The sequence below is a fragment of the Aureimonas sp. OT7 genome, assembly GCF_014844055.1.
GTDB classification, from domain to species: domain Bacteria; phylum Pseudomonadota; class Alphaproteobacteria; order Rhizobiales; family Rhizobiaceae; genus Aureimonas; species Aureimonas altamirensis_A.
The window spans coordinates 13,757-33,591 of record NZ_CP062167.1 but is presented as its reverse complement, the minus strand read 5'-3'; the positions used below and the strand labels follow the sequence as shown (position 1 = coordinate 33,591).

General features: G+C 66.1%; 19 protein-coding genes. 10 read left to right on the top strand and 9 right to left on the bottom strand.

Features of this window, described 5'->3' with window-relative positions; translation table 11 throughout:
• Positions 1 to 37: 37 nt before the first annotated feature.
• From IGS74_RS00175 to IGS74_RS00165, 3 genes are all read left to right on the top strand, one after another.
• Positions 38 to 1,357, top strand: coding sequence for an ammonium transporter (locus IGS74_RS00175; RefSeq protein WP_192388616.1), 1,320 nt, complete (start codon positions 38 to 40; stop codon positions 1,355 to 1,357).
• Between the two features lie 160 nt (positions 1,358 to 1,517).
• The gene (locus tag IGS74_RS00170; protein ID WP_039196005.1) at positions 1,518 to 1,856 is read left to right on the top strand and encodes a P-II family nitrogen regulator; all 339 of its coding nucleotides are present in this window, start codon (positions 1,518 to 1,520) and stop codon (positions 1,854 to 1,856) included.
• Positions 1,857 to 1,929: 73 nt separating this feature from the next.
• Entirely contained in the window at positions 1,930 to 3,240 is a 1,311-nt protein-coding gene (locus tag IGS74_RS00165) for an ammonium transporter (protein ID WP_281413072.1), read from the top strand.
• A gap of 67 nt (positions 3,241 to 3,307) precedes the next feature.
• On the opposite strand, the gene IGS74_RS00160 is transcribed toward IGS74_RS00165, so the two are convergent.
• Positions 3,308 to 3,619 (bottom strand): GNAT family N-acetyltransferase, encoded by a 312-nt coding sequence (locus IGS74_RS00160; protein ID WP_039196042.1) that lies wholly within the window; start codon positions 3,617 to 3,619, stop codon positions 3,308 to 3,310.
• A 247-nt stretch (positions 3,620 to 3,866) separates the two neighbouring features.
• On the opposite strand from IGS74_RS00160, the gene IGS74_RS00155 reads away from it, so the two are divergent.
• Together IGS74_RS00155 and IGS74_RS00150 are read left to right on the top strand one after the other, a co-directional pair.
• Positions 3,867 to 7,010, top strand: coding sequence for a DNA translocase FtsK (locus IGS74_RS00155; RefSeq protein WP_192388613.1), 3,144 nt, complete (start codon positions 3,867 to 3,869; stop codon positions 7,008 to 7,010).
• Between the two features lie 156 nt (positions 7,011 to 7,166).
• Positions 7,167 to 7,814 carry an outer membrane lipoprotein carrier protein LolA gene (locus tag IGS74_RS00150; protein ID WP_192388610.1) on the top strand — a complete coding sequence of 216 codons (648 nt, stop codon included), beginning with the start codon at positions 7,167 to 7,169 and terminating at the stop codon, positions 7,812 to 7,814.
• 1 nt (position 7,815) lies between these two features.
• Here the strand turns inward: IGS74_RS00150 and IGS74_RS00145 are convergent, their stop codons facing one another.
• Positions 7,816 to 8,703 carry an alpha/beta hydrolase gene (locus IGS74_RS00145; protein ID WP_192388608.1) on the bottom strand — a complete coding sequence of 296 codons (888 nt, stop codon included), beginning with the start codon at positions 8,701 to 8,703 and terminating at the stop codon, positions 7,816 to 7,818.
• A gap of 83 nt (positions 8,704 to 8,786) precedes the next feature.
• On the opposite strand from IGS74_RS00145, the gene IGS74_RS00140 reads away from it, so the two are divergent.
• Positions 8,787 to 9,590 (top strand): exodeoxyribonuclease III, encoded by an 804-nt coding sequence (locus IGS74_RS00140; protein WP_192388606.1) that lies wholly within the window; start codon positions 8,787 to 8,789, stop codon positions 9,588 to 9,590.
• Positions 9,591 to 9,601: 11 nt separating this feature from the next.
• Here the strand turns inward: IGS74_RS00140 and IGS74_RS00135 are convergent, their stop codons facing one another.
• Genes IGS74_RS00135 through IGS74_RS00120 form a run of 4 tightly spaced genes read right to left on the bottom strand, consistent with a single transcriptional unit; the run spans position 9,602 to position 14,115 of the window.
• On the bottom strand, positions 9,602 to 10,000 hold the full coding sequence (locus IGS74_RS00135; RefSeq protein ID WP_206688200.1) for a hypothetical protein: 399 nt from the start codon (positions 9,998 to 10,000) through the stop codon (positions 9,602 to 9,604).
• A complete protein-coding gene (locus IGS74_RS00130; RefSeq protein ID WP_192388600.1) occupies positions 9,987 to 11,408 on the bottom strand; it encodes an HWE histidine kinase domain-containing protein in 1,422 nt (473 codons plus the stop codon). Before IGS74_RS00130 ends, IGS74_RS00135 begins: the two co-directional genes overlap by 14 nt.
• Positions 11,405 to 11,878 (bottom strand): response regulator, encoded by a 474-nt coding sequence (locus IGS74_RS00125; protein WP_192388599.1) that lies wholly within the window; start codon positions 11,876 to 11,878, stop codon positions 11,405 to 11,407. Before IGS74_RS00125 ends, IGS74_RS00130 begins: the two co-directional genes overlap by 4 nt.
• Positions 11,878 to 14,115 (bottom strand): ATP-binding protein, encoded by a 2,238-nt coding sequence (locus tag IGS74_RS00120; RefSeq protein WP_192388598.1) that lies wholly within the window; start codon positions 14,113 to 14,115, stop codon positions 11,878 to 11,880. The genes IGS74_RS00125 and IGS74_RS00120 overlap by 1 nt, the downstream gene beginning before the upstream one ends.
• 188 nt (positions 14,116 to 14,303) lie before the next feature.
• Between IGS74_RS00120 and IGS74_RS00115 the strand changes: the two genes are divergently transcribed.
• Positions 14,304 to 15,017, top strand: a complete 714-nt coding sequence (locus IGS74_RS00115) for a superoxide dismutase (RefSeq protein WP_281413026.1) — start codon at positions 14,304 to 14,306, stop codon at positions 15,015 to 15,017.
• A 60-nt stretch (positions 15,018 to 15,077) separates the two neighbouring features.
• Entirely contained in the window at positions 15,078 to 15,575 is a 498-nt protein-coding gene (locus IGS74_RS00110) for a disulfide bond formation protein B (RefSeq protein WP_192388597.1), read from the top strand.
• Positions 15,576 to 15,578: 3 nt separating this feature from the next.
• Here IGS74_RS00110 and IGS74_RS00105 read toward each other — a convergent pair whose 3' ends face one another.
• On the bottom strand, positions 15,579 to 16,139 hold the full coding sequence (locus IGS74_RS00105) for an HNH endonuclease (RefSeq protein ID WP_039195984.1): 561 nt from the start codon (positions 16,137 to 16,139) through the stop codon (positions 15,579 to 15,581).
• Between the two features lie 150 nt (positions 16,140 to 16,289).
• A complete protein-coding gene (locus IGS74_RS00100) occupies positions 16,290 to 16,952 on the bottom strand; it encodes a DNA-3-methyladenine glycosylase (protein WP_192388595.1) in 663 nt (220 codons plus the stop codon).
• Positions 16,953 to 16,974: 22 nt separating this feature from the next.
• Here IGS74_RS00100 and gluQRS point away from each other — a divergent pair, with 22 nt between their 5' ends.
• Positions 16,975 to 17,892: a tRNA glutamyl-Q(34) synthetase GluQRS gene (gene gluQRS, locus IGS74_RS00095; RefSeq protein ID WP_246722774.1), complete on the top strand. Its 918-nt coding sequence runs from the start codon at positions 16,975 to 16,977 to the stop codon at positions 17,890 to 17,892.
• On the opposite strand, the gene IGS74_RS00090 is transcribed toward gluQRS, so the two are convergent.
• Positions 17,858 to 18,817, bottom strand: a complete 960-nt coding sequence (locus tag IGS74_RS00090) for an AEC family transporter (RefSeq protein WP_192388591.1) — start codon at positions 18,815 to 18,817, stop codon at positions 17,858 to 17,860. The two genes, gluQRS and IGS74_RS00090, sit on opposite strands and share 35 nt — an antisense overlap.
• Positions 18,818 to 18,944: 127 nt before the next feature.
• Between IGS74_RS00090 and IGS74_RS00085 the strand changes: the two genes are divergently transcribed.
• A complete protein-coding gene (locus tag IGS74_RS00085) occupies positions 18,945 to 19,820 on the top strand; it encodes a DMT family transporter (protein WP_192388589.1) in 876 nt (291 codons plus the stop codon).
• Positions 19,821 to 19,835: the final 15 nt, after the last annotated feature.

Genomic DNA, 19,835 nt, shown 5'->3' with positions numbered 1-19,835 from the left:
GCCTGATACCGGCAACGCTTCAAGGAACGTCCAAACGATGCAGATACCAAGGATAGCTCTGTCCGCCGCCTTTGTCGGCGCCCTGTCCACTGGCGCAGCCTACGCGCAGGATGCGGCGCCAGACGCCGCGGCTGCCGCGGCCGACCCCTATCTCTACGTCTTCAACACGCTTCTGTTCTTTCTCGGCGGCATCCTCGTCATGTGGATGGCGGCGGGCTTCTGCATGCTCGAGGCCGGGCTTGTCCGGTCGAAGAACGTGTCGATGCAGTGCCTGAAAAACATCTCGCTCTACTCGACCGGCGTGCTCGTCTACTGGCTGGTCGGCTATAATCTCATGTACTCCGGCGTCGATGGCGGCTGGTTCGGCCAGATCGCGCCGATGACCTTCCCCGCCCCGTCGGCCGATACGGGTGACTATTCCCTGGCCACGGATTTCTTCTACCAGTCGATGTTCTGCGCCACCGCCGCCTCGATCGTCTCGGGCACGGTAGCGGAGCGCATCCGCCTGTGGCCATTCCTGCTGTTCGTCGTCATCCTCTGCGGCGCGATCTACCCGGTTACGGGCGCCTGGCAGTGGGGCGGCGGCTGGCTGTCGGAGATCGGCTTCTCGGACTTCGCCGGCTCCACCCTCGTCCATTCGGTCGGCGGATGGGCCGCCCTGACCGGTGCGCTCATCATCGGTGCGCGCAAGGGCCGCTACGGCGCCGATGGCCGCGTCGTCGCCATGCCGGGATCGTCCATCCCGCTGGCGACGCTGGGTGCCTTCATCCTGTGGTTCGGCTGGTTCGGCTTCAACGGTGCCTCGCAGCTTGCGCTGGGCACGCTCGAGGATGCCGCCTCGGTGGGCCGGGTGGTCGTCAACACCAACACGGCGGCAGCGGCCGGCGTGATCGTGTCGATGGTCATCATGCAGATCCTCTACCGGAAGGTCGATGTCACCATGGCGCTCAACGGCGCGCTGGGTGGGCTGGTGGCCATCACGGCCGAGCCGCTGACCCCGACATTCCTGTCGGCAGCCATCATCGGCGGCATCGGCGCGGCGCTCGTGGTGGTCACCGTGCCGCTGCTCGACAAGCTGAAGATCGATGACGTCGTCGGCGCCATCCCGGTGCATCTCGTGGCCGGCATCTGGGGCACGCTCGCCGTCCCCTTCACCAATCCGGACACGAGCTTTTCGGCGCAGATCATCGGCATTCTGGCCGTCGGCGCATTCACCTTCGTCGCCACCGGCATCGTCTGGTTCGCCATCAAGGCCACCGTGGGCGTGCGCCCGAGCGAAGAGGAAGAGGCCCTGGGCCTGGATCGCGCCGAAGTCGGCGTGGAGGCCTATCCGGAATTCTCGGCCGCGCGCGTCTGACGCGCGTCCGAGACCGCCGGGGCGCGTCGGTGCCCCGGCCCCGAACCCGGGCAGGCCGAGTCGGATACCGGCACGGCCTGCCCCGACACCAACCTAAAGGTCCGCTGCAGCGGCGTCGGCGTTTCGGGGAGCCGCGTTTCCCCGCTTAAGGTCAAGACAGATGAAGATCGTCGTGGCGATCATCAAACCATTCAAGCTCGACGAGGTGCGGGAGTCGCTCATCGCCCTCGGCATCGAAGGGCTCACCGTCACCGAGGTGAAGGGCTATGGCCGGCAGAAAGGCCATACCGAAATCTATCGCGGCAGCGAATATGCCGTGAGCTTCCTGCCGAAACTGAAGATCGAGGTGGTCCTGCCGTCCGACGCGGTGGCAGCGGCCGTCGATGCCATCGCGGCATCGGCCAAGACCGGCCAGATCGGTGACGGGAAGATTTTTGTCTATGGCATCGACAGCGCCCTGCGGATCCGCACGGGCGAAACTGACGCCAACGCGCTGTAAGGGGACAGTTCAAATGAGATACTTGAAGTCAGTTATCGCCGGCGGGCTCGGGGGCGTCCTCGCCACCGCCGGCATGGCGCTCGCGCAGGATACGGGCGTCGGTCCGGCCCCTGTGGAGACGGCTGCGGCCGTCATCGACAAGGGCGACGTCGCCTGGATGCTCATATCGACCGTGCTGGTGCTGTTCATGGTGCTGCCCGGCCTCGGCCTGTTCTATGGCGGCCTCGTGCGCGCCAAGAACATGCTGTCGGTCCTCATGCAGTGCGTGACGATCTGCGCCGTCGTGATGATCATCTATGTCGTCTACGGATACTCGCTCGCCTTCGGCGGGTCGACCAGCCCGTATTGGGGCGGCCTCGGCAAGCTGTTCCTGGCCGGCGTGACCGTCGACAGCACCGTCGCCACCTTCACCGATGGCGTGGAACTGCCGGAATACGTCTTCATCGCCTTCCAGATGACATTCGCCTGCATCACGCCGGCGCTGATCGTGGGCGCCTTCGCCGAACGCATCAAGTTCGGTGCGGTGGTGCTGTTCACCATCCTGTGGGTGACGCTCGTCTATTTCCCGATCGCCCACATGGTCTGGGATGCCAACGGCCTCATCTTCAACGGCCTGCATGCCGGGGGCGTCGCGGCGCTCGACTTCGCGGGCGGCACGGTGGTGCACATCAATGCCGGTATCGCGGGTCTCGTCGGCGCCCTGCTGGTCGGCAAGCGCAACGGCCTCGGCAAGGACATGATGGCTCCGCACTCGATGACGCTCACCATGGTGGGCGCCTCCATCCTGTGGGTGGGATGGTTCGGCTTCAACGCCGGTTCCAACCTCGAGGCCACCAGCGGCGCGGCCCTGGCCATGATCAACACCTTCACGGCCACGGCCGGCGCCACCGTGGCGTGGATCCTGATCGAGGCCCTCGCGCGCGGCAAGGCATCCATGCTGGGCGCCGTCTCCGGCATCATCGCCGGCCTTGTCGCCGTCACGCCCGCCGCCGGCCTGATCGGCCCCATCGGCGCCATCGTGCTTGGCGCGATCGCTTCGGCTGCCTGCTACTTCTTCGTGGCGGTGGTGAAGCCGGCCGCCGGCTATGACGACAGCCTGGACGTCTTCGGCATCCACGGCATCGGCGGCATCGTCGGCGCCATCGGAACCGGCATCTTCGTCTCGTCGTCGCTGGGCGGCATCGGCTATGCCGACGGCGTCAGCATGGGCGGGCAGGTCTATTCGCAGATCGTCGCCGTGGTCATCACCATCGTCTATTGCGGCATCGTCTCGGCGATCCTGTACAAGATCGTCGACCTGGTGATCGGCCTTCGTCCGACCCTGGAGGCCGAGCGCGAAGGGTTGGACCTCACCTCACACGGCGAATCCGCCTATCACAGCTAGGCGCGCGCCGCTGTCATACGCATGGGAAAAGGGGCGGGCGCCGGGCGCCCGCCCTTTCTCGATGTCCTCAGACGCGGCCGAAGGGCTTCTTCTCTTCGGTGGCAAGATCGGCATAACGCTCGGGATGCCTCTCGAACTCGGCGCGCACATAGGAACATGCGGGAACCACCTTCATGCCCTTGTCCCGCGCGAAACCGACTGCGAAATCCAGAAGTTTTTTGGCGATGCCCTGGCCGCGCAGCTTCTCCGGAACGTAGGTGTGGTCGAAGACCCAGGCGTCCTGGATGCCCGCCGGCGAATAGGTCAATTCGGCCCTGTCCTCGCCTTCGCCCGCCACGAAAAGGCCGCCGCGGCCCCTGTCTTCATGCCTGATATCCATGCCGTTCTTCCCGGTTGCGATGATCCTGCCCAACATCCGGGACCGGATCGCCGTTCCGCAAACACTCATCACGACTTTACGAACAGGGTTAAAGGGCCTTTAACCTCGTTTGCCTAAAGTTTGGGGATGACGGGCCTCCGGCTGCCGTTTCGCGGCCATGCCCACCACACCGACCTGCCCACAAGCGGCTCGGGTCTCGTTGAACGCATGCCGGCTGGTCGTCGGCGGGCAACAGGACAAAGCGCGAATGACCATGGCTACGATCGACGCAGAAGACGAATTCGAAGGCAGGCAGCGGAGCGGATTGCTGATCGTGGGCGGCGTCGCCCTGATCGGCCTTTCAGTCTATCTCGCCGCCGCGCTCGCCACCTGGAACGTGGGCGATCCGTCGCTGAGCCAGTCCAATTCGAATCCCGTGGGCAACCTTGCCGGGGCCTCCGGCGCCATCATCGCCGACCTTGCGTTGCAGGTCCTCGGGCTGGCCTCGGTGCTGACCATCGTCCTGCCTTTCGTCTGGGGGCTCAGGATGCTCGGCGGACGCAGGATCGACGGCGCGGGGCGCCGCGGCTGGTTTGCCCTCGGCGGCACCTTGCTTGCCGCGACGGCGCTGGGCTGCATCGGCGCCCCCGCCGGCTGGCCGCTGCCGATCGGCCTTGGCGGCATCGCCGGCGACATCGTCCTGAAGTTTCCGGCCCTCGTTACCGGGGCCTACCCCTCGGGCCTTGCCGGAGTTATCCTCGGCATCGTCCTGGCGGTGCCGGCGACCTGGCTGTATCTGAGCGGCCTGGGCTTCGTCGGGCGCACGCGCCGCGCAGTACCCGCGGCGTCGATCGCCGCCGCCGCGCCGCGCGCGCCGAAGACGGCGCAGGAGATCGAAGACGAGGATGCCGGCGAAAGCCGCTGGCAGCTCCTGGCGGGCGCAGCCACTCATCTGGCCTACTCGGTATGGTCCGGGATCCGCCGGCCGAAGGCCGATCCACGCCCCGTCCAGCGCCGCGAGCCGGGTTCCGGCCCGGCCTGGCACGAGGAGCCATCCATGGCGGCGGCGCCGGCCACGGTAGCCGGCCGCGCCCAGCGCGAGATCCGGGTGGTGGACACGCGGCCGCCGCAGCCGCAGTTCGATGCCGTCGACATGGATGGCTTCGACGACTACGGCTACCAGCCGGCCGCGCAGCAGCCACGGGCACGCCCCGTCGAGCGGCCGGAGCCGCCCCAGGCCGTTGTCTTCGACGAGGCTTACGATGTCGACGTCTTCGCCGAGCCGGCCACCGCCGAGGACACGGCCGCGCGGCGATCCGTGGACACCAGCCGCGCCACGGTGCGGCATGGCCGCAGCGACTGGAACGGCTCCTATGCCGCTTCGCGCCTCGGCAAGAAGCGCTGGGAGCGCGACGACGAACCGTTCGATCCGGAAACGGGCGAACTCGGCTTCGCAGGCGCGGACGGGCAGGGCGATGGGGAAGACGCGGCGTTCGACGGGTTCGAGAACCTCGCCCCCGACGCGCCGACGGTCGAGGAACTGATGTCCGACGCGCCGGCCAATTACGGCGATGCGCCACCCTTCGACATGGACGATGCGACTTCGCCCCTGCGCGCCGACGAGCGGCCTCAGCGCGAAAAGAGCGGCGGCTGGCGCGACTTCATCCCCGCCAATGTCGTGGCCTTCCCGGCATTGGGGCGCAACCGGACGCCCGGCAACGACAGCGGCGTGGAGCGCCAGGACCCCGGCTTTGCGCCATCGCGCCCGGCGGCCGCGCCCATGCCGTCGCTGGAAAAGCCGGTCCGCGTCGTCCCGGCGACCGGGCCCTCGGCTCCGTCGCGCAACACGGCCCCGGCACGCGTCTATCAGGGCGAGCCCGCCCATGCGTACCAGCCGGAATTCTTCGAGCTGCCGTCCATCAACCTTCTGTCGCCGCCCCGCGCGCTGGCGCGGGACGATTCCCTGACGCCCGAGATGCTGCAGGAAAACGCCCGTCTCCTGGAAGGCGTCCTCGACGATTTCGGCGTCAAGGGCGAGATCATCGAGGTGCGTCCCGGCCCGGTCGTGACCTTGTACGAGCTGGAGCCGGCGCCCGGCATCAAGTCGTCGCGCGTCATCGGCCTTGCCGACGACATCGCCCGGTCGATGAGCGCCATCGCGGCGCGTGTCGCCGTCATCCCCGGCAAGAACGCCATCGGCATCGAGTTGCCCAACCGCAAGCGGGAAACCGTCTATCTGCGCGAGATGCTGGCGGCGGAAAGCTTCAGCCAGAACAAGGGCAAGTTGCCGCTGACGCTCGGCAAGACCATCGGCGGAGAGCCGGTCATCGCCGATCTCGCCAAGATGCCGCATCTGCTGGTTGCCGGCACGACGGGTTCCGGCAAGTCCGTGTCCATCAACACCATGATCCTGTCGCTCCTGTACCGGCTGTCGCCGTCGCAGTGCCGCATGATCATGATCGACCCGAAGATGCTGGAACTGTCGATCTATGACGGCATTCCGCACCTCCTGTCGCCTGTCGTCACCGATCCGAAGAAGGCCGTGGTGGCGCTGAAGTGGACGGTGCGGGAGATGGAGGACCGCTACCGCAAGATGTCGAAGGTCGGGGTGCGCAACATCGACGGCTTCAATACCCGCGTGGCGCAGGCGATCGAGAAGGGCGAGACCATCTCGCGCACGGTGCAGACCGGCTTCGACCGCGAAACCGGCGAGCCGATCTTCGAGTCCGAGGAGTTCGACCTGCAGCCGCTGCCGTACATCGTCGTCATCATCGACGAAATGGCGGACCTGATGATGGTGGCGGGCAAGGAAATCGAGGGCACGGTCCAGCGCCTGGCTCAGATGGCGCGTGCCGCCGGCATCCACGTCATCATGGCCACGCAGCGACCGTCGGTGGACGTCATCACCGGCACCATCAAGGCCAACTTCCCGACGCGCATCTCCTTCCAGGTGACGTCCAAGATCGACAGCCGCACCATCCTGCAGGAGCAGGGGGCCGAGCAGCTTCTGGGCATGGGCGACATGCTCTTCATGGCCGGCGGCGGGCGGATCCAGCGCGTGCACGGTCCCTTCGTCGACGATTCCGAGGTCGAGGCGATCGTGTCCCACCTCAAGTCGCAGGGCGTGCCCGATTATCTCGACTCGATCCTGGAGGAGGACGACGAGGAGGAGATCGCGTCCGGCGGCTCGGGATCGGCCGGCGGCATGGACGAATCCGCCGACCTCTACGACCAGGCGGTCGCCATCGTGCTGCGCGACGGCAAGGCCTCGACCTCCTACGTCCAGCGGCGGCTGCAGATCGGCTACAACCGGGCGGCGTCGATCATCGAGCGGATGGAGCAGGAGGGTGTGGTCGGGCCGGCGAACCACGCCGGGAAACGCGAAATCCTCGTGCCGACCGACAACGCCTGAACGCGGATTCCGGGGACGCGGCACTGGCATGGCGGCGTCCCGTCCCCATCTTGTGATGAAGAGGGGGAATGACGCGCCTCAATACTGCCCGAGGCCAGGATTATCCAGAATCCTTTCCCGGGCAGGGACGCCAGAGACAAAAGGACCGTAAGCTCCATGTGGAATCGACTTGTGTCGAAAAGGCCGCGAAATCGTCTTCCGATCCGGGCGCTTGCCCTGGCTGCGGCCCTGTCGCTGCCCATGGCCGCGCCTGCCTATGCGCAGTCCGCCGGCGCCGTGGCGCAGCGCGTGGCCGATCACTTCTCGTCCGTGCAGTCGATGGCCGGGAGCTTCGTACAGTTCGACGCCGCCGGCAACCAGACCGAGGGCAAGTTCTATATCGAGCGTCCGGGCAAGATCCGCTTCGACTATAGCGGCCAGCCGCTACGCGTTATCGCGGATGGCAGCCAGGTGGCCGTGAACAACCGCCGCATGAACACGTGGGATCTGTATCCATTGTCGAAGACGCCGATGAAGCTGCTGCTCGACAGGCGCATCGACCTGTCGGGCGCCAATATCCAGAACGTCCAGGAAGGCCCGGACCTGACCACCATCGTCATGGGGGACAAGTCCGTCTTCGGCAATTCGCGCATCACCATGATGTTCGATCCCAACACCAACGATCTGCGCCAATGGACGATCCGCGACGCCCAGGGCAAGGACACGACGGTGATGATCTACGATGTGCAGGAAGGGGTGCGCATCGACCCCTCGGTCTTCGTGATCCCCTACAACTCCATCGCCATGGGGCAGACGCGCGGCTGATTCAGCCGCGCTGCGAAAAGAAGCAGACAAGCGCCCGCGTCACCGGCTCGGGCGCTTCTTCCACGACGAAGTGGCCGCAGTCGACGCCCTCACCCTCGACATTCTCGCACCAGCCGCGCCAGACGGCAAGCACGTCGCCGACGGCGGCCGCAATGCCGTGGCTGCCCCACAAAGCCAGCGTCGGCGCGGCGATCCGGCGGCCGGATGCCAGGTCTTCCTCGTCCAGCCTCCGGTCTTCCGTGGCTCCGGCCCGGTAATCCTCGCAGGCCGCATGGATGTATTCGCCCCGTGCGAAGCTGCGCCTGTATTCGGCGAGCGCCTCCGAGGTGAAGGGCGCCAGCGCATGCGACTTCGTCCAGCTTGTGATCGTATGGTCCAGGTAGAAGACCGCGTCGTTGCCGATCAGCCGCTCCGGCATGGGGTTCGGCTGGGCAAGGAACATCCAGTGATAGGTTCCGAGCGCTTCTTCGGCGTTCATGTGCCGCCATACTTCGGCCGTCGGCAGGATATCGAGAACCGCCAGTCGCGTGACTGTCGACGGGTGGTCCAGGGCCATCCGGTACGCCACCCGCGCGCCCCTGTCATGGCCGGCGACGGCAAAGCGCTGGTGGCCCAGCCCCTGCATGGCGGCGATCATGTCCTGCGCCATGACGCGCTTGGTATAGGCCGAGCCGTTCTTGCTGTCCGGGGTCGAGGATTGGCCATAACCCCGCAAGTCGGGAACGAAGAGCCGAAAGCGCCGTGCCAGGGCCGGCGCGATCCCCGCCCACATCGCGCCGGTCTGCGGAAAGCCGTGCAGCAGGAGCAAAGGCGGCCCGTCGCCGCCGATGCGCATGTGAATCTCGGCGCCCGCCCCGTCCACCTTGCGCGTTTCAAAGCCTTCGAACATGTCACCTCCGGCGGGTTGATGCGACAGGGTGCCTTGTCCATAAGGGGCCTGTCTGCCCGAACCCGAAAAGTGTGCTAACGCCCGTGGCCTTCAAGATCGCAACATGGAATATCAACTCGGTGCGGCTGCGCATGCCGATCGTCGAACGGCTGATCGTGGAGGCGGCCCCCGATGTGCTGTGCCTGCAGGAGACCAAATGCCCGAACGACCTGTTCCCGTGCGAGCGCTTCGAGGAACTGGGCTACAGGCACATCGCGCTGAACGGCCAGAAGGGCTATCACGGGGTCGCCACGCTGTCGAAATTGCCCTTCGACGACGTCGTTACCCAGGATTATTGCGCCGTTGGCGATGCGCGCCATCTTTCTGCAAGGATCGCGGTGGGGGAGCGTGCCATACGGGTGCACAACCTCTATGTCCCGGCCGGGGGCGACGAGCCGGACCCGGAAATCAACCGCAAATTCCGGCACAAGCTGGATTTCGTGGACGAGATGCGTTCCATGCGTGCGTCCGGAGAGCCGGGCGTCTCGTCCATCCTGGTCGGCGATCTCAACATCGCGCCTTTCCCCGAGGATGTCTGGTCGCACAAGCAGCTCCTCAAGGTCGTGTCGCATACGCCGGTGGAAACGGACGGCCTGCTGCGGGTGATCGCCGAAGGGGGCTGGAGCGACCTCGTACGGCAGGCGCTGCCGCTGCCGGAGAAGGTCTACACCTGGTGGAGCTACCGGGCGAAGGACTGGACCGCCGCCGACAGGGGCCGCCGCCTCGACCATGTATGGTCTTCCCCTGATCTTTCGCCGCACTTGGCCTCGGTCGAGATCCTGCGTGCCGCGCGGGGATGGGAGCGGCCTTCGGACCATGTTCCAATCGTCGTGAGCCTCGATATCTGACAGGCCCCGGGTCAGCGACCCGCCGTCACCGCCTCGTGCGCCTCGCTCAGGCGGGTCAGCAACGTATCCGGACCAACCGGCTTCAGGCAGACGCGCAGGCCGGGAAAGCGCGAACTGACCTCCTGCGGCAGGCCCGCGCCGGTGCAGATCACCATTGGAACCGAGCGCTCCCACAGGATTTCAAGGACGGGCGTCACCGGCCCTCCATGCAGGTTGAAATCGAGGATGGCGGCATCCAGCGGTCCGTTCAGGCAACGGCTGACGGCATCCGCCGCCGCGGCCACGGGGCCGACCACCTGCGCACCGACCGCCAGGAGCGTATCCTCGATATCCATCGCCACGAGCGGGTTGTCCTCCGCGACAAGAACGCGCTTGCCCGACCACAGGTCCTTCATGTCAGAAGCCTGCACGCGCATCGCCCATCGGGGAGGGTGAGACATCCGTCAACGGCGCCCGGATGACCACCCGCGCCCCATCTCGCGGAAGGGTCGATACCACGGTTCCACCGATCTGCATCGTCAGGAGGCGCTGAAGCAGCGTCGTGCCGAAGCCCTTGCGTGTCGGCGCACCGAGTATGGGCGGACCGCCGCTCTCCTGCCAGACTATCTCCAGCATATCCACCTCGTCCTCCCGGTCGATGGACCAATCGATCGCCAAGACTCCGTCCCGCGTGGTCAACGCACCGTGCTTGGCGGCGTTCGTCGTCAGTTCGTGTATCGCCATGGAAAAGGAGACCGCCAGTTCGGATGGCAGGTAAACCGATGGCCCCGATAACCTGATCCGCGAACCATCGTCATAGGCCGCCAGTTCCGACGAAATCACCTCCCGCAGCAGAATGCCGCGCCATTGATCGTTGGTGAGCAGGGCGTGGCTGCGGGCCAGGGAGGCGATGCGGGCGGAAATGCCGTCGCGGAAAGCCGCCATGTCCGGCGAGGTCTTGAGCGTGAAGTTGATGACGGACTGTACGGTGGACAGGCTGTTCTTGACCCGGTGGTGCAACTCGCGCACCACGATGGCCTGCCGCTCGCGCGTGGACTTCTGGTCCGTCACGTCCTGCAGGACGCCGATGCCGCGCTCGTTGCTGCCCCCCTCGACCCCGAACCAGTCGCCGACCGCCGCCACGTCGCGCACCAGGCCATGTCTGTGCTCGACCCGGAACTCGACGGCGAAGCGTTCGCGCGTGCCCCGGCCGGCATAGGCCGCCTCCCGCACGCGCGCGAAATCGCCTGGCGCGATGATCGACTTGAACTCTTCCATAAGGCGCACGGCTGCGCCGTCGAGGCCGAGGATTTCAAGCGAACGCTCGTCGAGGATCACCGTGTCGTCGGAGAGTATCCATTCGAAAGTGCCGATTTCTGCCACGCTGAGCGCGGCGCTGAGGCGCCTGCGCGTGTTGATGGACTCCTCCTCCGCGAACTCGCGGGCGCGCCGTTCCTTGCCCTCCCTGAGGGCCCTGGCCACACAGGAGCCGAGGCGTCCCAGGCGGGACTTGATGACGTAGTCCGTAGCCCCTTTCTTGAGCGCCTCGATCGCCACTTCCTCGCCCAGCGTCGCCGACACGAAGATGAAGGGGACGTCGGGGGCATGGCTGCGCGCCAGCTCCAGCGCGGACAATCCATCGAAGCTCGGCAGCCGATAATCTGCAAGGATCAGGTCGAAGTCCCCGGCCTCGAGCGCCGCAAGGTAGGCTGCCTTGTCCCAGACGCGCTGCGTTTCGTGGGCTATACCGGCACGGCGCAGATGCTCCTCGATCAGGGCTGCATCGAGGTCGCTGTCTTCGAGATTGAGGACGCGTGTGGCGCCGAGCGGTGGCGTCATACTTCCGTGACCTTCATCGCCTGCTCGCGCCGCCGCGGTGGATGCGGTTCGTTCAGGATCGCCCAGAATACGCCGACATCCTGGATCGCCTTGAAGAAATCCTTGAAATCCACCGGCTTGACGACGAAGGCGTTGACGCCGAGCGAATAGCTGCGCACCAGGTCGCTTTCCTCCTTGGAGGCAGTCAGCATGACGACCGGAATATGCTTCAGGTCGGCGTCGGTCTTGATGCGTTCGAGTACCTGGAGCCCGTCCAGTTTGGGAAGTTTGAGATCCAGCAGAACGACCGCCGGATCGCCGGCCACGCGGCCCTTGTGCGCGCCAGCCAGTTTCAACCAGTCGACCGCTTCGGCGCCGTCGCGCGCGATGACGACCTCGTTCGCCAGGAGGCTGCGTTCCAGGGCATGCAGGGTCAGTTCCAGATCGTTCGGATTGTCCTCGACAAGCAGAATCGGCTTGATATCCGGCATCAGTCGCCCTCCGTCAGGCGGGGAAGTGAAAAATAGAATGTGGCGCCCTTGCCGGGCGACCCTTCGGCCCAGGTGCGGCCGCCATGCCTGTCGACGATGCGACGCACATTGGCGAGGCCGATGCCGCTGCCCTCGTAGTCTTCGATCCGGTGCAGACGCTGGAAAACGCCGAACAGCTTGTCGACATACTCCATGTCGAAACCGACGCCGTCATCCCGGATGAAGAAGATATCCTCGTCCTCGCCGGATTGCGCACCGATTGTGATGTGGCTCGGGTCCGTGCCGCGCGTGTACTTGATCGCGTTGCCGACGAGGTTCTGCCAAACCGCCCGCAGGAAGATCGGGTCGCCGTCGACGGTGGGCAGGTCCTCGACCGTGAAGTCGACGCGGCGGTCGCCGGTCTCGCCGTTCTGCATCCGCAGCACCTCGCCGACCAGCCGGTTCATCTCCACGCGGACCGGCACGAGCTTCGAGCGCCCCATCTGCGAGAATCCCAGGAGATCGTCCACGAGGCGACCGGCGGACAATGCCGAGTCGATGATGGTGTCGACATAGCGGCCAGCGCGCTTGTCGTCGCCGATCGCGGAGCTTTCCTTGAGCAGTTCGGCAAAGCCCACGATATGTCGGAACGGCGCTCGCAGATCGTGGCTGATCGAATAGGAGAAGGCCTCCAACTCGCGGTTGCTTCGGCGCAGTTCCTCCGTCAGCCCCGCCATCTCCTCTGCCTTGCGCATCACGATCCCGACAATGGCGTTGCGCAGGCTGGCGGCGGCTGCCAGTTGCACCGGGGTCCACGGGGCGGACCGACGATGCACCGTTTCCTTCCACATCTCGAAGGACGTGCGCGGGTTCAGCCGCTCCTGACGCGGGTCGGTAGTCTTCCGGGGGTCGCCGCCCCAGCGCACCGTCTGGACCTGCTCGGGTCGGAACCAAAGTACGTAACTCGGATGGAGCTGCGAGATGGAGATGGCCGCCACGCCGGAGCCCTTGGCGGCGTAAGCCTGTGCACGGGGCATGATCTCGGCGAGCGACTCCGTGGAGAACACCTCGTCGTGCGACTGCGTGCGGAACAACCAGGCGACGAGATCGCGGATCGCGTCCTCGCCGGGGGTGTCGCCCACCATTTCCAGAAGATCGTTCGTCACGACGGCGGCGCCGGCCGCATCGGTCAGTGCCAGAAGATCCTCCGGGCTTTCCGAGAGCCCCTGCGAATACCGGCTGCTCAATGCCATCGCGGACAGAAGCCGCGCCTCGATGGCATGGCGTGCCACGCGCTGGGCGGTTTCCTCGCTGCGCAGGCTGGCCCCGATCTGCAGGGCGACGACCTGTCCGAGAAAGTCACAGGCAATGCGCACGTGGGCGGGCACCCGCCGCGGCGTGGCGTTATGGCACGAGATCAGGCCCCACAGACGGTTGCCCTCGATCAGCGAGATCGACATGGATGCGGGTGTTCCCATGTTGCGCATGTATTCGATATGCACCGGCGAAACGCTGCGCAGAGCCGAGTAGCTGAGGTCTATCGGCCCGGCCTCCGTCGGCAGAAGCGGCACCGGCTCGTAGGCGGCGTCCGGAATGATGCGCAGCCGGTTCAGGCGATACAACTCCCGCGCCTGCGCCGGGATGTCGGCAGCCGGAAAACGCAGGTCCATATAGGAGGGTAGCTTGCCGTTGCCGTCCTCGGCGATGACGGTGCCGTTCCAGTGATCGTCGAAGCGGTAGACCAGCACGCGGTCGAAGCCGGTCAGCGCGCGGACGATGCGCGCCGCTGCTGCGTTGAGCTCTTCCAGGGTGGAATGGCTGCGGCTTTCCGAAACGAACCGGCGGATCTGCGGATAGAGCGTATCGAGCGAGCCGGCCGCTTCGGCATCCGTCTCCTCCAGTTCCACGACGATGAACCGGCCGCTCCAATGTGCCAGCATCTCGTAAGTCCGGCCATGGAGGTCCACGCGACCGAAGGTGGCCGGCCCGTCCGGTGGCTCGCTCGCGTCCAGTGCGAGGACGGGTCGCGCCTGCGGCAGGAGGTCGACGAGCTGCGCGCCGATGACCCCGCCGGGCATCCGCAGATGCATCCCGGCATTGGCGCTGGCTGCGATCACGGCGTGCGACGTGCCGTCGACGACGAGCAGAAAGCCATGCGGTTGTATGCTGCCCGGGATATGGATCGCCTCCCGTGCACAACGGTCGGCAAAGGAGGGAATCGCCCCCGGTGCGCCACCGTCCTCGGCATTCTCAACCATGGGCATCCTTTCGACCGCGTTCTGTAAGTGCAACGCGAGACTTTGCCAAGCGGTCCCGGTCGCGGATACAGAAACGCACATTCAAGCAAGTGTGTTCGCCCTGCGGCGCCATGTCCGGTTGCGGATCGACGCCGCGCCCTAGCTCCCCGGTCCAATGCGGATACGCGCAGCACAAAAGGGACTTCGACATGCTGAAACTCGCAGGCTTGCCCACCCTGATCGTCGCCGGCCTGATGGCCGGTCCCGCCATTGCGCAGGACGCGGCCAAGGCCGAAGGGCCATTCACGCTTGGCGATCTGCCTTACGCGGTCGATGCCCTGGACCCCGTCATCGACGCCGAGACGATGACGCTTCATCACGACAAGCATCACCGCGCCTATGTGGACAATCTCAACAAGGCCGTGGCCGAGGACGAGGCGTTGCAGGGCGTGACGCTGGAGGATTTCGTGGCCAATGCCGGAACCTATCCGGCTGCCGTCCGCAACAATGCCGGTGGCCACTGGAACCATACGTTCTTCTGGGAAAGCATGGCCGCACCCGATGCGGCCGGGGAACCGTCAGAGGAACTCGCTGCGGCAATCGAGGCGGTCTATGGCGATATGGAAGCCTTCAAGACGGCCTTCAACCAGGCCGGAGCCGGGCGCTTCGGCTCCGGATGGGTGTGGCTGATCGTCAACGACGCCAACGAGCTCGAGATCACGACCACACCCAATCAGGACAATCCGCTGATGGACGTGGCGGAGGATAAGGGAACGCCCATCATCGGCAACGATGTGTGGGAGCACGCCTATTATCTTAAGTACAACAACCGGCGTCCGGAATATCTGTCGGCATGGTGGGGCGTGGTCAACTGGGACGTGATTTCCCAACGCTACGACGCGGCGCTGGCAACCGCCAACTGACCCTTTGCCGGTGCGCGGCGGCCATGCTATCGCGATCCGCGACATATCGTGGAGTGCAGCATGGCACAGTCGCAAGCCGGACAGGGCGTCGCCGCCGTCGGTCTGACCCTCGCAATGGGGGCCGTGGTGGGCACCGCCCTCTTGTTCCAGCATGTAGGGGGCTACATGCCCTGCGCTCTCTGCCTGGAACAGCGGACGCCGTACTATATCGGCCTGGGTGTCGGCATCGCCGCCATAGCGGCGGTGTCGGTTCGCCTGCCGCAGGCCGCCATACGCGGCCTGTTCGCCCTCATCGGCCTCCTGATGCTCTGGACGCTGGCGCTGGGCGCGTATCACGCCGGGGTCGAATGGGGGTTCTGGCCCGGGCCGGCGGATTGTGCCGCCGGCGCCGCTATGGACCTGACGGGCGATCTCCTGGCCAGCATGGATGCGGTGCGCCCGCCCTCCTGCAGCGAGGCTGCCTTGCGCGTCCTCGGCCTTTCCATGGCCGGCTGGAACGTGCTGGCCGCCGCATTCCTTGCCTTCGCGGCTTTCCGAACGGCGTTGCGACGCATCTAAGGCCTATTCGGGCTCCAGTTCCGTGTCCCAGTAGAGATAGTCGAGCCAGCTCTCGTGCAGGAAGTTGGGAGGAAACATCCGCCCATTGTTGTGCAATTCGTGGACTGTCGGCTGGAAGGGCTTCTGGGCCGGGAACATGCCGGCATCCTGCGGCATGGCACCCCCCTTGCGCAGGTTGCACGGAGAGCACGCCGCCACGACATTGTCCCAGGTGGTCAGCCCCCCGCGCGAGCGTGGAATGACATGATCGAAGGTCAGGTCGTGCGGCGAGCCGCAATACTGGCACTGGAAACGATCCCGCAGGAAGACGTTGAACCGGGTGAAGGCAGGGTGCCGCGCCGGCTTGACGTAAGTCTTGAGGCAGACGACGGAAGGCAGGCGCATCGAGAAGGACGGCGAATGCACCGCGACGTCGTATTCGGCCAGGATATTGACGCGGTCCAGGAAGACCGCCTTGATCGTATCCTGCCAGGACCAGAGCGAGAGTGGGTAATAGCTGAGCGGTCTGAAATCGGCGTTCAATACCAGAGCCGGAGTCAGACCGGGATGCACCGCGATCGTCAAGGATGGTCTCCTCTACCGAAGCAGCATCTCGCAAAATCGAATCCGGTCCTGCGATGATACGATGCTCGTGCCCGAAGAATTCGCTGTGGCACTATCGTGGCGCATCATGTCGGCTTTGTGAAGCCGCACGAACAGGGCATGCGGACGGATTCACAGGCTCTTTCCGGCGGGTTGCAGCGCAAGAGGGGTGGCGTCCCGGCGGGTGACGGCCGCGTAATATGCCCAGAAAAGGCGCGCCGCCACCGAGCGGTGCGGCGACCACAGCTCCGCCATCGCCCGCAAGGGCTTGTCGCGTGGGCGCTCCTCCATTCCGAAGGCGTGCGCCACCGCCACCTGCAGAGCGAGATCACCGGCGGGGAAGACATCCTCGCGGCCGAGGCAGAAGAGAAGGTAGCACTCCGCCGTCCACGGCCCGATGCCGGGAACGGCCGTAAGCTCGGCGATGGCGGCGGTGCTGTCGGCGCCGGCGATGCGCTCGAAATCGAGTGCGCCGGTGATGACCGCCGAGGCGATGGCCAGAAGCGTACGCTCCTTGGCCCGCGACAGGCCGGCGGCGCGAAACGCCGCATCGTCGAGTGCAAGGATGGACGGCGCGTGGTTCAGGTCCACCAGGCCGGCGAGGCGGGTGGTGATCGCCGTGGCGCTGGCGCGCGAGACCTGCTGCCCCATCAGCGTTGCGGCCAGGCCAGGCAGCCCCGGATCGCCGGCGCGCAGTGGCAGCGCGCCCGCCTTTTCGATGACGGGCGCAAGGCGCTCGTCCATGGCGGCAAGGGCGTCGAGCCCTATGCTGATATCATCCGGACTTCGAATCATGCAGCTTAAGATAAGAGGAGTCATGGTCCAGTCCAACGCGGCGCCCGTATTCCGCTTCGCTCCCAGTCCGAACGGTGCGCTGCACCTCGGCCACGCCTACAGCGCGTTCATCAACGCCGACATGGCTGCAAAAGCCGGCGGCACGTTGCTGCTGCGGCTGGAGGATATCGATACGGCCCGCTGCACGCCCGCGCTGGAGGCCGCGCTGGTGGACGACCTCGCCTTTCTCGGCGTGCTGCCGCCTCCGCCGTTTCGACGGCAGTCCGAGCATTTCGCGGACTACCGGGCCGCCCTCATGGCGCTGGCCGACGACGGGCTGGCCTATCCCTCCTTCATGACGCGCGGCGACATAAGGGCCTTTGCCGCCGCTGCGGAAGATAAGACGGGCTTGCCCTATCCGAGAGATCCGGACGGGGCGCCGCTCCATCCGCGCCTCGACCGCCATATGAATGAGGACGAGCGCCGCGCGGCCATCGCCGATGGCGTACCCCATGCCTGGCGACTGGACATGGCGGAGGCGATCCGGCGCGTCGGTGCCTTGTCCTTCGTGGAAACCGGCGGCGAAGACGGTGAAGCCGAGATCGTCGCCGAGCCGGCGCTGTGGGGCGACGTGGTCCTGGCGCGAAAGGATGTCCCGACCAGTTATCACCTCTCGGTGGTCGTCGACGATGCGCTGCAGGGCATAACCCATGTGGTGCGCGGACGCGACCTGGCGCCCGCCACCTCGGTGCACAGGGTGCTGCAGGCGCTGCTGGGCCTGCCGGCGCCCGTCTACCATCATCACGATCTCATCCTCGATGCCGAGGGACGCAAATTGTCGAAAAGCCTGGATTCCGTTGCGCTCTCGACGTTTCGCGCGGCCGGCATGACGCCAGCCGACATCCGCCGGATGGTCGGGTTGCCGCCTATGCAAGAAGAAGCAGCCAGACCGTCAGGCTGACGGCGGACAGGGCCGTCGTCATGACGATGGCCGTGGCGGCGATGCCTTCGCCGCTGCGGAAGTAGGTGGCGAAAAGATAGGCGTTGACGCCCGACGGACAGGCCGCCATCGCGACAGTCAGCGCCAGCCATTCGCGCGGCAGCAGCAGCGCGCCGACGCCAAGGACGACGACCGGCTGGACGACGAGCGCCAGCGCCGATATCGCCAACGCCACCGGCATGTCGCCCCGGACATGGAAGCGCGTCATCGTCAGGCCCAGTGAGAACAGCGCCACGGGCCCGGCCGCACCGGCCATCAGCGTAACGATTTCCCCCAGCGGGCCCGCCAGGGGCAGGCCGGTCAGGCGGAAGGCCAGCCCTGCGAAAATGCCCAGGATGAGCGGACTTTTGACGAGGTTGCGCCCCACCCGCAACGCGATGTCCGCAACCGGAAGCCGTTGCCCGGCTTCGGACCCGTCTTCGCGCGCATCCAGAAGCGCGGCGCGCTCGATGAGGAGCGTGGACCCCATCATCATCAGCGGCAGATGGACCGCCAGCAGCATGGCAAGGACGCTGAGGCCCTCCTGGCCGTAGGTCAGCGTGGCGATGGGAACGCCGACGAAGACGAGGTTGGAGAAGCTCGCCCCGACACCGGCAATAACGGCCGCGCGGCGGTCGCTGCGGCCCAGCCGGCGCGCCACCAGCATGCCGAGCCCGAAAACCACGATGACGCCGGCGAAGTACGAAATCCACAGCGCCAGCGGATTGCCGGCGTCGAAGCGTGCGGTGGCGAGGGTCCGGAACAGCACCGTGGGCATCGCCACGACGAAGACGAACGCCGAAAGCGCCTCGGGCGCGGAGTTCGGCAGCAGGCGGGCGCGGCCGGCCCCATAGCCGAGTGCGATCAAACCGAAGACGGGAACGATGATTGAGAGGATCAGGGACATGAAACCGGCGGGTGGATCGCTGCAATGAACGGGCGGCAACCGTTCGGTGCTTTCAACCGCCCTCTTTGCCTGATACGGGATTGAAACCTGTAATTCCATCCCCAGGCCGGTCCTGCCGGCACCGACCATGATCCGGCTCGTTCCACTGTTTCCCGCCCTCTTCGTCCTTATCTGGTCCACCGGCTTCATCGGTGCGCGCTATGCCATGCCGCATGCCGAACCGTTCACCTTCCTGGCCATGCGCTTCGCGCTCGCCCTGTGCCTGCTGCTGCCATGGGTCGTGCTGGCGCGCGCACCGTGGCCGCGCACCAGGCCCGCACTGCATGCCTGCATCGCCGGAAGCCTGATCCACGGCCTCTATCTGGGCGGCGTCTTCTATGCGGTCAGGCACGGCCTGCCCGCCGGGATCGCCGCGCTGATCGTCGGCCTGCAGCCGATCGTGACTGCGGTGATGGCAGCGTCCTTCCTTGGCGAGCGCGTCACGCCGCGCCATTGGATGGGCTTGCTGCTGGGGCTTGTCGGTGTCGGCCTGGTCGTGGTGCCGAACCTGTCGTCCGACGGCGTCTACCGATGGCAGACCCTTGTGCCGGTGATCGTGGCGGCCATTGCCATCTCGGCCGGGACGGGCTGGCAGAAGCGCTTCGTCGGCGGTGTCGATCTGCGCACCGGCACGGCGCTGCAGTATGTCGGCGCCCTGCTGCCGGTCGCGCTGATGGCGATGGCGACGGAAACGATGGCCGTCGACTGGACGCCCGAACTCGTCTTCGCGCTGCTCTGGCTGACGGTCGTCCTGTCGATCGGGGCGATCCTGTTGCTGCTGTTCATGATCCGCGAGGGCGCCGTTTCCAGGGTGGCCTCGCTGATGTATCTGACACCGGGCGTTACCGCCGTGATGGCCTTTCTGCTGTTCGGCGAAAGCCTGACGGCGGTGCAGTTGCTGGGCCTCGTCATTGCCGGCGTTGGCGTCCATGCGGCCATGCGTCCCGGGCGCAAGCCGGTTTGAAGCATCGGCCATTCC